The organism is Providencia sp. PROV080 (assembly GCF_033688105.1).
GTDB lineage: Bacteria > Pseudomonadota > Gammaproteobacteria > Enterobacterales > Enterobacteriaceae > Providencia > Providencia zhejiangensis.
Map to the genome: position 1 here is coordinate 2,538,283 of NZ_CP096346.1, position 15,002 is coordinate 2,553,284.

10 protein-coding genes and 1 other RNA gene are annotated in these 15,002 nt (G+C 41.6%); 7 read left to right on the forward strand and 4 right to left on the reverse strand.

What is annotated here, in order from left to right:
* Nucleotides 1-2: 2 nt before the first annotated feature.
* From sufA to M1F03_RS11205, 3 genes are all read right to left on the reverse strand, one after another.
* A complete protein-coding gene (gene sufA / locus M1F03_RS11195) occupies nucleotides 3-383 on the reverse strand; it encodes a Fe-S cluster assembly scaffold SufA (protein WP_154625058.1) in 381 nt (126 codons plus the stop codon).
* 370 nt (nucleotides 384-753) lie between these two features.
* Nucleotides 754-1,170, reverse strand: coding sequence for a hotdog fold thioesterase (locus tag M1F03_RS11200; protein WP_154623916.1), 417 nt, complete (start codon nucleotides 1,168-1,170; stop codon nucleotides 754-756).
* Nucleotides 1,167-4,223 (reverse strand): FAD-binding and (Fe-S)-binding domain-containing protein, encoded by a 3,057-nt coding sequence (locus M1F03_RS11205; RefSeq protein ID WP_251464329.1) that lies wholly within the window; start codon nucleotides 4,221-4,223, stop codon nucleotides 1,167-1,169. The genes M1F03_RS11200 and M1F03_RS11205 overlap by 4 nt, the downstream gene beginning before the upstream one ends.
* Nucleotides 4,224-4,490: 267 nt before the next feature.
* On the opposite strand from M1F03_RS11205, the gene ydiK reads away from it, so the two are divergent.
* Both ydiK and rprA read left to right on the forward strand, forming a co-directional pair.
* Nucleotides 4,491-5,606: an AI-2E family transporter YdiK gene (gene ydiK / locus M1F03_RS11210; protein ID WP_154623914.1), complete on the forward strand. Its 1,116-nt coding sequence runs from the start codon at nucleotides 4,491-4,493 to the stop codon at nucleotides 5,604-5,606.
* Nucleotides 5,607-5,850: 244 nt separating this feature from the next.
* An RNA gene (rprA, locus tag M1F03_RS11215) (antisense sRNA RprA) lies at nucleotides 5,851-5,960 on the forward strand.
* A 392-nt stretch (nucleotides 5,961-6,352) separates the two neighbouring features.
* On the opposite strand, the gene ppsA is transcribed toward rprA, so the two are convergent.
* Entirely contained in the window at nucleotides 6,353-8,728 is a 2,376-nt protein-coding gene (ppsA, locus tag M1F03_RS11220) for a phosphoenolpyruvate synthase (RefSeq protein WP_251464331.1), read from the reverse strand.
* 259 nt (nucleotides 8,729-8,987) lie between these two features.
* On the opposite strand from ppsA, the gene M1F03_RS11225 reads away from it, so the two are divergent.
* The 5 genes from M1F03_RS11225 to M1F03_RS11245 all read left to right on the forward strand — a co-directional run bounded on the left by M1F03_RS11225 (nucleotide 8,988) and on the right by M1F03_RS11245 (nucleotide 14,892).
* Nucleotides 8,988-10,072, forward strand: a protein-coding gene (locus M1F03_RS11225) for an IS3 family transposase (RefSeq protein ID WP_374195714.1) whose coding sequence is annotated in 2 segments (ribosomal slippage) — nucleotides 8,988-9,249 and nucleotides 9,249-10,072 — 1,086 coding nt in all. Because the reading frame shifts where the segments join, the coding sequence is not laid out codon by codon here.
* Between the two features lie 127 nt (nucleotides 10,073-10,199).
* The gene (locus tag M1F03_RS11230; RefSeq protein ID WP_154622089.1) at nucleotides 10,200-11,060 is read left to right on the forward strand and encodes a pyruvate, water dikinase regulatory protein; all 861 of its coding nucleotides are present in this window, start codon (nucleotides 10,200-10,202) and stop codon (nucleotides 11,058-11,060) included.
* A 127-nt stretch (nucleotides 11,061-11,187) separates the two neighbouring features.
* Nucleotides 11,188-12,237 (forward strand): 3-deoxy-7-phosphoheptulonate synthase, encoded by a 1,050-nt coding sequence (locus M1F03_RS11235; RefSeq protein ID WP_196713021.1) that lies wholly within the window; start codon nucleotides 11,188-11,190, stop codon nucleotides 12,235-12,237.
* 226 nt (nucleotides 12,238-12,463) lie between these two features.
* Nucleotides 12,464-12,649: a hemin uptake protein HemP gene (hemP, locus tag M1F03_RS11240; RefSeq protein ID WP_154622091.1), complete on the forward strand. Its 186-nt coding sequence runs from the start codon at nucleotides 12,464-12,466 to the stop codon at nucleotides 12,647-12,649.
* An 89-nt stretch (nucleotides 12,650-12,738) separates the two neighbouring features.
* Nucleotides 12,739-14,892: a TonB-dependent receptor domain-containing protein gene (locus M1F03_RS11245; protein WP_318839934.1), complete on the forward strand. Its 2,154-nt coding sequence runs from the start codon at nucleotides 12,739-12,741 to the stop codon at nucleotides 14,890-14,892.
* Nucleotides 14,893-15,002: the final 110 nt, after the last annotated feature.

A 15,002-nucleotide genomic window follows, 5' to 3' on the forward strand; every position in this document is an offset into this window, starting at 1 on the left:
TATTAAATACCAAAGCTTTCACCACACCCACAGGCATGTTGCGCTTTCGGATTATTGAATTTAAATATACGATTAAGACCTTCTTGGACATAATCGATCACTGTGCCATCGATAAATGGCATTGCTTCTTTAGGTACAAATAGACATGCACCATCGTGCTCAAAGAGTAAATGGTTCTCTGTTGGGTTTTCTATCATTTCGAAAACATAGCCAAAACCGGCGCAGCCTGACTGTTTAACTCCCAGCGAAAGCCCTTTAGTTTCAGGATGTTGTTCCATCAATTTTTTGATTTGTTTCGCTGCGCTATCAGTCAGGTTAACACCCTGCCAATTCGTTTCATCTATAGAAAAAGTTTCTACATTGTCATTCATTTTTGCAGTCATATTGACCCCACAATTTTCATGGCTTTTCAGCCAGTTATCAGGAGAATTCACTCCGTTTGTACTATGGTAGCGATAACCCTTGTCACTTCAACCATTTGTTTTGAAAGGTTATACCTATTTCAGTCTATTTTTTAGGCATTATGAGCCTATTTATTAGGCAAGCAGAGCAAGAAGCTATTCTAACTTATTAAATATTAACGATTAAAAAAAGTTACATTTTTTTTAATATTATGTACTCATCAATACATTTAAATGGCACAAATTAATAAACATACATTTATTATACAACTTAATTTACTCAACAAGAATTGAAATTATAATGAAATAGTTGAAGTAACCTCAACTCGATATGAATTGAGGTTAACGAGGATTAATCAGAGAGTACTGCTGTTGTTAATCGAGAAGTACAACACAGTTGCCCTTTCTCATTGAAAATATCAATGTTCCAGACCTGCTGACGACGTCCAAGGTGAATCGGTTTACAAATACCTTTAACCGTACCTTGTGTCGCTGAACGAATATGATTGGCATTAATTTCAAGGCCAACAACACGCTGTTCACCTTCACTGCACAGATAACCTGCTATTGACCCCAATGACTCCGCCAAAACCACTGAGGCGCCACCATGTAATAATCCAAATGGTTGCTTGGTACGCTGATCAACAGGCATCGTTCCTTCAATATAATCATCACCATAACCTGTGATTTCAATGCCGAGATGGCCTAACATACAGTTTTTTGCCATTTCCGACATATGGTCAAGCGTAAATTTACGTTTCCAAATCATTCAACTATCTCCAATAGCGCCTGTATAGGGTGCTTAATTTGCGTATTTTCCATCCGCTTCACTTGGCTACGGCATGAATACCCAGTACTCAGACAACGTTCTTTAGGTAACTTCTCTATTGCTGGCTTCCACGACAAATTATAGATGCCTTTTGAGTTTTTGATATTCGCAACTTCATGACCATATGTTCCCGCCATGCCACAACAACCCACGCTGATATTCTTCAACTCTTGCCCATAACGTTTAAATAAGTTTGCCCATTGGGAACCACTGTTTGGCAGTGCTGTGGTTTCAGTGCAATGAGCAAAGAAGTACCACGGCTCCGACGGTGCTGTTTGGCGTTGTGGCGGCTCTGGCAATGTAGCAAGCCATTCATGCGCAAGTTGCACAGTAAACTGACACTGCTGTTTTCCTAAGATTTCATGATATTCATCGCGATAACACAGTACCAACGCAGGATCCACACCCACCATAGGCAGTTCTAACTTAGCCACTCTATTGAGAAACGTTGCTGTTTTTTGTGCTGTTTTAGCAAAACGAGATAAGAAACCTTTGATATGTTGGGCTTTACCATTTGGAGAGAATGGTAACAATACTGGTTTAAAGCCCAATTTTTCGACTAATTTAACAAAATCCGCGACAACTTTGGCGTCGTAATAACTCGTAAAGGGATCTTGTACAACCAAAACATAATGTTCACGTTGTGATGCAGACATCGCTTCTAACTGCTCGAGCGTCACAGTTATCGCAGCATGGCCGGAGAGTTGCTGTTTCAATGTTGGCTGTGAGAATAAAGGCAAATCGACCATGCCAATGGTTTGTTCACTTAACTTTTGTACCCAAGGTTGACGCAAGAAGAAATTAAATACGCTAGGGGCCTTAGACAATAAAGGGGCGCTATTTTCAACTCCCGCAACGATATGATCACGAATCGGCCTCAAATAACGCCCATGATATAACGCCAAAAATTTTGCTCTAAATGAAGGTACATCAATTTTAATCGGGCATTGCGTTGAACAGGCTTTACAGGCTAAACATCCCGACATAGCCGCTTTAACTTCATGAGAGAAATCATAATCCCCTTTTTGTGCCCGCCATGTGTTACGAGTTTTATCTATTAATCCACGTAGTGATGGGCGATCTTCTTTGATACCTTTTTCAAGGCTTTCAGGGGTTACTCCCTGCTCGGAAAGTAATCGTAACCATTCACGCACTAAGGTCGCACGACCTTTCGGGGAGTGAATTCGCTGCCCACTGATTTTCATCGATGGACACATAGGGCTTTTTACATCGAAATTAAAACACAAGCCATTACCGTTGCAATCCATAGCGCCACGAAACTCTTGACGTACTGATATGGGTATTTGGCGATCATAAGTGCCTCGTTTCGCCGCATCAACTTGCTTCATCGGCGCATCGAGACCAGCGGGAGGACAAATTTTTCCGGGGTTAAGGCGATTGTCTGGGTCGAAAGCGGCTTTAATATTTCGCAGCTCACCGTACAGCACTTCACCAAAGAATTCAGGACTGTATTCTGCCCTAAAGCCTTTACCATGTTCTCCCCATAGCAAGCCGCCATATTTTGCGGTGAGCGCAACAATTTCATCCGAAATTTGTTTCATCAATACTTCTTGCTGTGGATCACACATATCTAGGGCTGGGCGAACATGTAACACCCCAGCATCCACATGACCAAACATACCATAGTTTAAACTATGGCTATCCAAAAGCGCCCTAAACTCAACAATATAATCGGCTAAATGCTCTGGGGGCACGCAGGTGTCTTCAACAAATGGAATTGGTTTCGCCGCGCCTTTACTGTTCCCTAATAAGCCAACGGCTTTTTTACGCATATTATAAATACGGTTGATATCATCTAGGTCATCACAAATTTGGTAACCAATCACACCCGCTTTATGCTGCTCCATTAACTCATCTAGACGCTGGCACAAGCTCATTGTCAAATGATTAATTTCGTCTTCATCATCACCACTAAACTCGACAATATTCAGGCCAAGCATCTCTTTATTAGGCACATCGGTAATCAATGCTTTTACTGAATGCCAAACGATATCTTCCCGCGCTAGGTTTAATACTTTTGAGTCGACCGTTTCAACAGATAGTGCTTTCGCTTGCACCATAAAAGGGGCATTACGCAAGGCGGATTCAAATGAATCATACTTTACGTTAACCAAACGGCGCACTTTTGGTAAAGGCGTAATATCTAACGTCGCTTCCGTAATAAAAGCTAACGAGCCTTCTGAACCCGTTAAAATACGCGTTAAATCAAATTCGCTAAGATCGTCATTAAAGACATGACGTAAGTCGTACCCAGTTAGAAAACGATTGAGTTTGGGAAATTTTTCTTCAATCAAAGGGCGTTGCTCCAAACAACGCTCAAGTACAGTTTTATAAATACGTCCCGTCACAGAATCTTCTGACGCAATCGTTTGGGCAAGCGCAACAGGCATAGCGCGAGTATCGATGCATTCGCCCCCCAATAAAATTGCTTTAACGCCGAGAACGTGGTCAGAGGTTTTGCCATACACCAAAGAGCCCTGTCCAGACGCATCGGTATTGATCATGCCACCTAACGTCGCGCGGTTACTGGTCGATAACTCAGGTGAGAAAAAATAGCCATAAGGCTTGAGGAATTGGTTTAGCTGATCTTTGATCACCCCCGCTTCCACCTTCACCCAACCTTGCTCAGGATTAATCTCTAATATGCGGTTCATGTAACGGGACATGTCCACCACAATCCCTTCCGTTAGCGATTGACCATTGGTGCCCGTTCCCCCACCTCTTGGAGTGAAAGTCAGCTCACGGAATTTCTCTAGCCCAGCGACCCGAGCAACAATTTGCACATCGGCACTGGAGCGTGGAAAGACGACCGCCTGAGGTAATAATTGGTAAATACTATTATCCGTTGCCATTGATAGACGTTCTGCATAACTAGTACCATTATCACCGGTAAAACCGTGCTCTTGCAGTTGATGTAGAAATTCAATGACAAGCTTACTTAAATTAGGTGCTTCTATTATACGCGGGATCATTATTAACGATGACTCTTGTTGTTTAGTGTTCGCATTACTCGTTATGTACTATCTTTACTTTAAGTAGCACAATAGTGCCTGATTGGTTTGCAGAGTTTCGCCTGCAAAACCTGTTGTTGATAGAGAGAGTACAACCGCTGATGACATTGTCAGTGATGAACCATATCACAATATTGTTTTTTTTTGATCGTGAAAAAAAATTACATTATTTTCACCTAAAAAAACGGCTCACTTGCAGTGTTTTTATTTGTTAAGGATTAGGCATTAATGGAAAAATCGCAAAAACGACTCGACTTACCCAAACTTATCTTTGGATTGGCATCTATCATTTTAATGATAGCCGCCTGCTTTTGGGTACTAAATCCCTTTATTCTTGGCTTTGTGTGGGCTGGTATGATGGTGATTGCTACATGGCCTTTACTGTTACGTATCGAATCTCGATTATGGAATAAGCGCTGGCTTGCAGCCTTGATCATGGTCTCATTAATACTCCTTCTATTTGTAATACCTCTCGGTATTCTCATTGGTAGTATCATTCAAAATAGCACCCCGCTTGTTGAATTGGCGAAATCGCCAAACAGCTTACGCTTACCGGATTTAGAATGGCTTAATACAGTCCCCTTTATTGGTGAAAAAATTTATTATGCTTGGCATAGCTTAGTGGCTAGCGGAGGCAACGCATTATTAGCGAAAGTTCAACCTTATTTTGGCCAAGCGGCTGGCTGGTTTCTCGCTCAAGCCATCAATGCAGGACGCTTTATGTTCCATCTTGCATTAATGCTGCTCTTTAGTGGATTACTGTACCTAAAAGGGGAATCCGTGATGCTTGGTATCCGCCATTTTGCGGTTAGGTTAGCGGGGATCCGGGGTGATGCAGCGGTGGTATTAGCCGCACAATCTATTCGAGCAGTGGCATTAGGTGTCGTTGTAACGGCATTAATTCAAGCCATTGTCGGCGGTATCGGCTTAGCACTATCAGGTATCGGCTACGCGGCTATCCTCACCGTATTATTGTTTATCTGTTGCGTCGCACAACTCGGCCCCCTTTTGATTATGGTTCCTTCTGTGATTTGGTTATTTTGGACGGGGGATACAACATGGGCGATTATCCTTGCTATATGGGCTGCCGTTGTCGCAACCATGGATGGTGTGTTACGCCCGTGGCTAATAAAAATGGGTGCTGACTTACCTATGGTACTCATTCTTGTCGGCGTGATCGGCGGCATCCTCTCTTTTGGTATGATTGGATTATTTATCGGTCCTGTCGTACTTGCCGTTTCATATAGCCTATTAAAAGCGTGGATGAATGAAGTCGCAATGCCAAATGAAAACCTTGAAGAAACCGAAAAGTTTCTTGAGGAAGAGTTTATGAGTAAAAAATAAATTAAAGTAAAATTCACCAACAGTATGCTTGCTATTAAGCATACTGTTGGATTAATGTTTATTCTCATTAATATTTAGAAACAATATTTAACAGACTTATATTAGTATTCAAACTTATTTGTGATATTATCCTTTGCGTTGAAACGAATTCTATTTATCTTACAGTCACTAAAGTTTACATTAAGAGTCTTCTTAATGAATATAAATTTTAAATAAATTATTATTAGTAAGCTAATGATTTACGTTTTGATTAATACAGATCTCAAAATCATGCCTCTTTTTTAAGCGTGATTGTCTCAATAGAATTGCTGTGTGTAGTCTTTGCCTGTCAGCCCATGATAGGCTTTTTTTTTATCTCCCCATTCAACATGAAGTTTATTCATATTCCCTAAGCGAACACGTTTCCATAGCAATAATTTCCCCCATGACATTACTCTAATTTAGAGTAAAGCATTATCGCATTGGGTTTATATGTTTATTTACTTATTCAATTCGAATTTTACTTAAAATGATTAACACTAATGGATCGGTTTATTAACCTTCTTAGGATTCTAATATGAGTAGTTCTAATTAAATTTTTTATGACTTATCAAATAGCTTCTTTTATTTTAAAACCAATAACGGCAATGAAACCTATCGATAGATTTTATTAATTTCTTTAATTGGTATATTCAATTTGATTTATAAAAAAGCCGACAATAAATTTGTCGGCTTGAGACTCTCGTCTTAAATAACGTATTAAGTTATTAAGAATCCGCTAATGTTAACCAAGTTTGGACAACAGTATCTGGATTTAAAGAGAGGCTATCAATCCCCTCTTCAACCAACCATTGTGCAAAATCTTGATGATCTGAAGGACCTTGCCCGCAAATACCGACGTATTTATTTTGACGTTTAGCGGCTTGAATTGCCATCGATAGCATTGCTTTCACGGCATCATTACGCTCATCGAACAATTCAGATACCACACCTGAGTCACGGTCTAAGCCTAACGTTAGCTGTGTCATATCGTTAGAGCCAATTGAGAAGCCATCAAAATGCTCAAGGAATTGATCAGCCAATAACGCATTAGATGGGATCTCACACATCATAATCACTTTCAAGCCGTTCTCGCCACGTTTAAGGTCGTGCTTCGCTAATTCGTCTACAACCGCTTCAGCTTGAGCAACGGTACGCACAAATGGGATCATAACCTCAACGTTCGTTAAGCCCATATCATTACGTACTCGTTTAACTGCTGCACATTCAAGTGCAAAACAGTCACGGAAGCTGTCAGACACATAGCGACCTGCCCCACGGAAGCCCAACATTGGGTTCTCTTCTTCAGGCTCGTAAATATCCCCCCCCACAAGGTTGGCATATTCATTAGATTTGAAGTCAGACAGACGCACGATCACACGTTTTGGCCAGAACGCAGCGGCTAGCGTTGAGATCCCTTCGGTCAATTTACCCACATAGAATTCAATAGGGTCATCATAACCTGCCATCATGGTCCGTATTTCATTTTGTAGCGCTGGTGTTTGAGCGTCAAACTCCAGTAATGCTCTTGGATGAACACCAATCATGCGGTTAATGATAAACTCCAGCCTTGCTAAACCAACACCTTCATTAGGTAAGCAAGCAAAGTCAAATGCACGATCAGGATTCCCCACATTCATCATGATCTTGACATCAAGGGCAGGCATTTCATCTACAGCGGAACTATGAATTTCAAAGCCAAGTTCACCTTCATAGACAAACCCCGTATCGCCTTCTGCGCAAGAGACAGTGACTGGGCTATTTTCAGCTAGGCGTTCTGTTGCATCACCACAACCCACAACAGCAGGGATACCTAATTCACGCGCAATAATTGCAGCGTGGCAAGTACGCCCCCCACGGTTAGTGACGATCGCGGCGGCTTTTTTCATGATAGGTTCCCAATCTGGGTCAGTCATGTCCGTCACTAATACATCACCAGGTTGGATACGATCCATTTCATTTAAGTTATGAATCACTTTAACTCGCCCTGCACCTATGCGATGACCAATTGCACGCCCTTCAACCAAAACATTACCTTGCTGCTTTAATTGATAGCGTTCCATCACTTGCTGATTTGAACGAACCGTTTCCGGACGAGCCTGAACAATGTACAGACGACCATTATGACCATCTTTTGCCCATTCAATATCCATCGGACGGCCATAGTGTTTTTCAATCTGCAACGCTTGGCGAGCTAACTCTTCCACTTCCTGATCAGTTAAAGAGAAACGATTGCGCAATGCTTCTGGTACATCTTCAATCTGTACCTGTTTGCCATGTTCTTGGCTATCTGCATAAACCATTTGCAGTTTTTTAGAGCCAAGGGTACGACGGACGATCGCTGGACGCTGATTGATTAACGTCGGTTTATGAACATAAAACTCATCAGGGTTAACCGCGCCTTGTACAACCATTTCACCTAGACCATAGGCGGAGGTAATAAACACGACTTGATCAAATCCTGACTCAGTATCAATGGTAAACATCACGCCAGAAGACGCTAAGTCTGAACGAACCATCCGTTGAACACCCGCAGAAAGCGCAACGCCACGGTGGTCATAACCTTGGTGAACACGGTAGGAAATCGCACGATCATTAAACAAGGAAGCAAAAACATGTTTAATCGCGACCAATACCGCATCAATACCTTGAACGTTCAAGAAAGTCTCTTGCTGCCCAGCGAATGATGCATCCGGCATATCTTCTGCCGTTGCAGATGAACGCACAGCAAATGAAGCATCCTTTTCGCCTTCCGACAACGTTTGATACGCGGCGCGAATATCACTTTCTAACTGTGGTGTGAGAGGTGTATCAATTACCCATTGACGGATCTTTTCACCCGCGGCAGCGAGTTGATTAACATCATCAATATCCGTTTCATCTAGCAGCTGATAAATGCGTTGATTGACGCCGCTCTGCTCAAGAAAATCATTAAACGCCTGTGCGGTTGTCGCAAATCCGTTAGGTACGGATACACCAAGATCGGACAGGTTGGTAATCATTTCACCGAGCGAGGCATTTTTGCCGCCAACACGGTCAACATCATTCATCCCTAATTGGTTATACCAAAGTACATTACACGGAGTGAGGCCATTTGTGGACATTGAAAGCGATCCTTTATCTTTATCTAGCAATTTAGTGACAAGGTACAAATCGTAAAAAAATCTCATTGGCGATAATTCGCCTCACGAAATAGACTAGCACAGACAATATATGAAGATAGATAGGTGAATCGTTCCAACTAACAAGAAAAAATTTTTGTTCTAAAAATTGTTCAAATATTGGCTATACTTGTAATCCCCCCGAAAAATCGCAGCAGTTATTTATAGAAAATTCTATTAAAATAAACTCAAGGAGTTTTCTATGCGTAAATCAAAATTCACTGATAGCCAGATATTGGCAATCATTAAACAAAATGAAAGTGGTATGCCCGTTCCAGAACTCTGCCGAGAACATGGTGTTAGCTCTGCAACATTTTATAAGTGGCGAGCTAAATTCGGCGGTATGGATGCTTCGTTGATGAAGCGAATGAAAGAACTCGAAGACGAAAACCGTCGGCTCAAAAAAATGTATGCGGAAGAACGTCTCAAAGCTGAGATTCGTTTGGAGGCGCTTGAGGGAAAGTTATAAAGCCATCTCATCGTAAGGAGATGGCTAAGGCTGCCGCAATTAAGTATGACATAAGCATTCGCTTTGCTTGCTTGTGCATGAATGTGAGCGAAAGCTGCTTTTACTATCAAAGTAAACTTAATGCTGAAAACGATCAGATTGCTGACTGGCTAATACGCCTAACCGAAAACAAAAAACGTTGGGGGTTTGGTCTATGTTTCTTGTATTTACGCAACGTAAAGGGCTTCGCATGGAACCACAAGCGCGTTTATCGAATTTATTGTGAGTTGGAGCTTAATCTTAGAATTAGGCCTCGCAAACGCTTAAAACGCGATAAGCCTGATGCCCTCAGTGTGCCTGTAGCCATTAACCAAGTATGGTCTATGGATTTTATGTCAGACAGCTTAGCCAGTGGCCGCAGCATTCGAACCTTTAATGTCATTGATGATTTTAATCGTGAATGCTTAGCGATTGATGTTGATTTATCGTTGCCTAGCGCACGAGTTATTCGGTCGTTAGAACAAGTCATCGAGTGGCGCGGTAAACCCAAAGCGATACGATGCGACAACGGACCAGAATATATTTCAGGAGAGCTAATAAACTGGGCAACACGGCAGCAAATTACCTTACTTTATATTCAGCCTGGCAAGCCTACACAAAATGCTTACATTGAACGCTTTAACCGAACAGCTCGTCATGAATGGCTTGATTTAAATATATTTGAGAGCGTTGAGCACGCTCAAGAACTTGCCACACAGTGGCTTTGGACTTATAACAATGAGCGGCCGAATACGGCGATTGGAGGAATACCCCCGAGACAGCGATTACAGGTAGCTTAAACTCTATAAATAGTTACTGTGAAAAGTGGGGGGATTACATACTTTCCCCTATAAACTATTTTTTAAACTTTAATCAAATATAATATCTCTCTAAAACCAACGAAAAATACAATAAAAGATAAAATATATGAGTGAAATAACCGCAACTAATCGTAAAACAAACCTCGCAGAACGAACGGTTTTCTTTATTTCTGATGGAACAGCCATTACCGCAGAAACATTAGGGCATGCTGTTTTGTCGCAATTCCCTTTAGTTTTCAACTCTTATACGCTGCCCTTCGTCACGACAGAAGCACGTGCTCAAGAGATAAAACAGAAAATAGATACCATTTATCAAGAAACACAAAATCGCCCCCTCGTGTTCTATTCCATTATTTCACCTTCTGTTAAAAAAATTATTACTGAAAGCGCCGGTTTTTGTCAGGACATCGTACAAACCTTAGTTGCCCCCATCCAACAAGAAGTGGGCCTTGAACCAGAACCTAAACTGAATCGCACTCACGGTTTATCCCTACAAAATATCAACCAATATGATGCCCGTATTGCCGCTATCGAATATACCTTAGCGCATGATGATGGCATTTCATTACGTAATTTGGATCAAGCCCAAATCATCTTGCTGGGTGTCTCCCGTTGTGGCAAAACGCCCACCAGCCTATATTTAGCCATGCAATTCGGTATTCAAGCAGCAAACTACCCTTTTACTGCCGATGATATGGATAATTTACAACTGCCAGCCGCATTACGTCCGTATACTCACAAATTATTTGGTTTAACCATTAGCCCAGAACGATTAGCTGCCATTCGTGAAGAACGTCGGGAAAATAGTCGTTACGCCTCATTGAGGCAGTGTCGTATTGAAATTGCAGAAGTAGAAGCATTGTTTCGACAAAACAAAATTAACTACCTCAATACAACCAATTATTCTGTAGAAGAAATTTCAGCCAAAGTCATTGATACAATGGGCTTACAACGACGAATTTTTTAATTCGTCAGCATTTTTAAAAAAATCTTTCATTCAATCTCATGTTGTTGGTTGAATTTGAGCCATTTTCGTTTATTGTGATCTCAATCACTGATATGGCTCAGCCTATTACCGCTTTTGAGAAAAAAGAATGCAAAAAACTGATGAACTACGTACTCAGCGTGTTGATAGCTTGATTACACCACAAGCACTCGCTGATGAATTTCCTATTTCTGAAAAAGTCGCACAAAACGTGACAGCGTCACGTCAACGCATAGAAAAAATATTATCGGGTGAAGATCCTCGTTTATTGGTAATCGTGGGTCCTTGCTCTATTCACGACATTGATGCCGCTCTAGAATATGCAAATAGGCTTAATGTATTACGTGAACGTTACCAAGATCGCCTCGAAATTGTCATGCGGACCTATTTTGAAAAACCACGCACTGTTGTTGGCTGGAAAGGATTAATCTCTGACCCCAATTTAGATAATTCTTGCCAAGTTAATACCGGGATCCGTCTCGCGCGAAAACTGCTTATTGATGTTAACCAACTTGGGCTACCGACTGCGACAGAATTTCTCGATATGGTCACTGGACAATATATCGCCGACTTAATCAGCTGGGGGGCAATTGGCGCGAGAACAACCGAAAGCCAAATCCATCGCGAAATGGCATCGGCCCTTTCCTGTCCGGTTGGTTTCAAAAATGGCACTGACGGCAATATTCGAATTGCTATTGACGCTATTCGTGCGGCAAAAGCACAACATATGTTTTTGTCCCCAGATAAACATGGCCAAATGACCATCTACCAAACCAGCGGTAATCCTCATGGTCACATCATCATGCGTGGTGGTAAACAACCAAATTACTCTGCTGGTGATATTGCCGCCGCTTGTGATACATTGCGTGAGTTTGAATTAGCTGAGCATTTAGTCATTGATTTTAGCCATGGCAACTGTCAAAAAATTCATCGTCGCCAACTGGAAGTGGCTCGAGATATCGCGGAACAAATCAAAGGAGGCTCTACAGCCATTAGTGGGGTTATGGCTGAAAGCTTTTTAATCGAAGGTACTCAGAAAATTATACCTAACCATCCTCTCACTTACGGTCAATCCATTACTGATCCTTGCTTAAGTTGGGATGATACTGAACAACTAATCGACGTTTTAGTGGAAGCGGTAGAAAGCCGATTCAAATAATATCGACGAATGATTTAACCACATCGGCTTTTTTCATCCTATCCTGAGTAAAAAAGCCGATTTCTCTCAAATTTTCTGAACAAATCCCCCAGCTATTCAACTAGGTAAACGATTAACATACCGATTGTCGCCATTTTGTCACCTAAATGTAAAAACCTCTTGATGTTACCAAACAACTTAAAGATAATGATTCTCACTATGAGTTTTATTATCACTTGGGTTGATTATGACTGATAACATGACAAAACCAGCCGTTAAAAATATCGCCAAACCCGTGGTTCAACCAGTCAAAGTTGATGTTGTCGATAGCCTGCAACTATTAGGTTCTGAAGGTAAACTGACCATTCAACATCATGGAGAGATTTACCAATTAAGGCAAACTCGCGCTGGAAAACTTATTCTCACTAAATAGTTTTTTATTCAAAATTTGTTCATAGCAAGCCACCCAGATCTCGTATCAAGGCAGCCAGCTTAATTCACCACATAAGGAAAGGATTTCCTATGGAGTTTAAACTGATGTCTGCTACACCTACCCTATCGTTAAATGGATCAAAACTCACCGCTTCCGCCATTGCGACAACACTTGCTATTTCAGGATTTAGCGCGGTGGCAACAGCAAAAAAAACGATAGGTGATACTGTTCATGTCACCGCCCCCCCTTATCATCACGAAAACATTGCCGTCGCCGAGCAAGTTGATGTCATTGATGCGCAAACCCCTGAATATCAATCAGCAACTTCTGCACTCGATTTGCTCAAAGGCCAAGCAGGTATCTTTGTTTCAGGTACTGGGGGAACTTATGGCCAAGAAATTCATATGCGTGGCTACGATTCTCGCGCAGTAAAAATCACGGTGGATAACGTTACTCAAGATTTTAATTCTGGGTTATATAACGCGACATTTATTGACCCGTCACTGGTAAAAAACGTCTTTATCCATAAAGGTGCATCCTCTGTTGCACACGGTAGCGGCGCATTAGCAGGTGTTGTGGCCATGAAAACCGTTGATGCTGCCGACTTATTAAAAGAAGGTCAGCGTGTAGGTGGTCGTTTATTCAGTGGGATCAACCGCAATGACCATAGCTACCTTGCTGGGGCATCTGTATACGGATATACAGGCCCTCTGGATATGCTATTGAGTTATAGCCAACGTAAAAAATACTCACTCGCATCTGCGGATTTTCCGACCCAAGATAATCACGAGAAAGTGCATAACTGGTTATTAAAAACCACTTGGTATGCACAGCCTAATTATCATTTAGCCCTACAACTACGTGAATATCGCAATGATGGATTGGGTCTCAAACAACCGACAGTAAACAATTTCGCAGATACGCGTTTTAAAAACACGCCCCACGAGCGCAATAGTCACCAGCGTGATGTTTCAATTAGTCAGTATATTACGTCAAACCGTTTTCCTAACTGGCAAACAAATTGGGAGCTGTACTATACCGACCTCGCTTTGAGCCAGTTAGATAGAGAAAAAGCAAAAGCCGATCATCAATATCAACGCGAAAAGCGGATGCAATATACCTATGGTACAAAATTGACGAATCACGTTATCGTCCCTATTGAGAGTTGGGTGAACAACCAAATAGAAAGTGGTCTCGAGTATTATCAACAACAACAAAAACCCAATCAACACGCAATCAGCTATCCCCCGACTCGACTCGCTAATATTTCGGGCTGGATTAACAACGATATGACGTTGCACCACCTGCCTATTACGCTTTCAACGGGAACCCGTTTCACAAGCTATGAAGCTTCACGCCAAGGGTTTGCAAAAAATAGAGACACGAATTGGTCGTCACGTTTTGCGGTCAGTATCACGCCGGCACATTGGTTAAACCTATACTCCTCTTACTCCGAAGGTTATCGGACGCCTCGTATGGCAGAGCTGTATAACAATTCTAATCACTTTTCGGTGATGGGCGGCTGGCTAACTTCCGATTTTAGACCTACGCCTGACTTACAACCTGAGACAAATAAAACAGTAGAAGTTGGTTTAAAAGCAAGTTTTGATGATCTGTTATCAAATGGCGACGAGCTGCAATTCGGATCCACGTATTTTGATACCAAAGCGAAAAATCATATTGCCGTTGAAGGTCGTTACACCAAAAAATACCATTTCATGAAAGGGCAATATCAATGGTTCCCTAATGAAATTTATTTTAGCAACATTCCTTCCGCCACCATTCGAGGTATTGATAGCTTTATTCGCTATAAAACCCACTGGTTTGATTTAAATATCAGTCATAACAAAACAACAGGTAAAGAGGACGGCACAGGCTATTCCCTCTCTTCCATTCGCCCTGAAACGTTACTTGTTCGCTTCAATGCCCCTATTGCAACCACTGGCCTTAGTCTTGGCTGGGTAGGTGAATTTGCGGCTAAAACACAGTTCCAAGGCAATGCTAAGTACCAATTAAAACAACACAAATCTCAGCATGGACTCGATCGTTACCATAAAGAAGTCATCCAGTATGCAGGCTATAGCCTTCATGACTTTTATATGCACTATCAAGCTGACCAATTTATAAAAGGGTTGAATACGACATTAACGATGAAAAACGCCTTTGATCGTCAATATGTCTCTTCGATGGGGGTTCCCCAAGAAGGCCGTAATTTCTATTTCAATGTGAGTTATCAATGGTAACCATTTAATAATTATAAAATAAATAATACTCGCCGGTTTGTTTCCCTGCATACGGCTTTAGGCAAAATCGAAACTTAGGGAGCAAACCGGTAACACTTTATGGAGTATAA